Origin of the sequence: Micromonospora sp. DT44 (assembly GCF_049841635.1) — a bacterium.
In the GTDB taxonomy this organism is placed as follows: Bacteria; Actinomycetota; Actinomycetes; order Mycobacteriales; family Micromonosporaceae; genus Micromonospora.
This window is the reverse complement of the sequence record NZ_JBNCKS010000153.1, coordinates 1-869: the sequence shown is the minus strand read 5'-3', so window position 1 is coordinate 869 and position 869 is coordinate 1. Positions and strand designations below refer to the sequence as shown.

Annotated in this window: 1 protein-coding gene; it reads left to right on the top strand. The window is 65.5% G+C overall.

The annotated features are described in order from the left end of the window. Nucleotides 1-273: 273 nt before the first annotated feature. Nucleotides 274-869: IS110 family transposase (locus ACLQ25_RS32720; protein WP_425734590.1), on the top strand; the 596-nt coding region annotated here is incomplete at its 3' end.

Here is an 869-nt window from a genome sequence, read left to right as displayed (position 1 = left end):
GGGTTAGTCCTTGTCGCCTCTGGCGAGGTGGCCCGTTCCGGGCTGAAAATCGTGTTGGTCGCTCGCTGACGTCGTTGCTCCTTGGTCCGTGTGAGGTCGTGGGTTAGTCGGACGCTGGTAGCCGCGTTATGGGCCCTTCACTGTTGCTGCGAGCACGCGAGTTAGATTCACCCGTTCTGTGGCTGCCGTGGGCGACCGTCCTGATGTTCGCGCTGGTGGGGAGGGGTTCGATTGTTGGAACAGGCGCAGGACGAAGAGCAGATCATCACGCGTGTGGCGGGGTTGGACATTGGTAAGGCGTCGTTGGTGTGCTGCGCACGGGTTCCGGACGAGGCCAAGCCTGGACGGCGGCTGCGGGAGGTGCGGACCTATCCGACGATGACCCGTTCACTGATCGGGCTGGCCGAACGGTTGGCCGGTTTGGGGGTGACCCGGGTGGTGATGGAGGCGACCAGTGACTACTGGAAGCCGGTGTTCTACCTCCTCGAGGCGCACGGGTTCGAGGTGTGGCTGGTCAACGCCCGCGACGTCAAGCATCTGCCGGGTCGGCCGAAGACCGACAAGCTGGACGCGGTGTGGTTGTGCAAGGTCGCCGAACGTCAGATGATCCGGCCGAGTTTCGTGCCGCCGGCCCCGATCCGGATGCTGCGGGACCTGACCCGCTACCGGGTTGATCTGATCGCCGAGGCCGGGGCGGAACGCCAGCGGGCGGAGAAGCTGCTCGAAGACGCGCAGATCAAGCTGTCGGTCGTGGTCAGCGACCTGTTCGGCACGTCCGGAAGGTTGATGATGGCCGCGTTGATCGGCGGGCAGCGTGACCCGCGCACTCTGGCCGAGTTGGCCCGCTCCAGCCTGCGCCGCAAGATCCC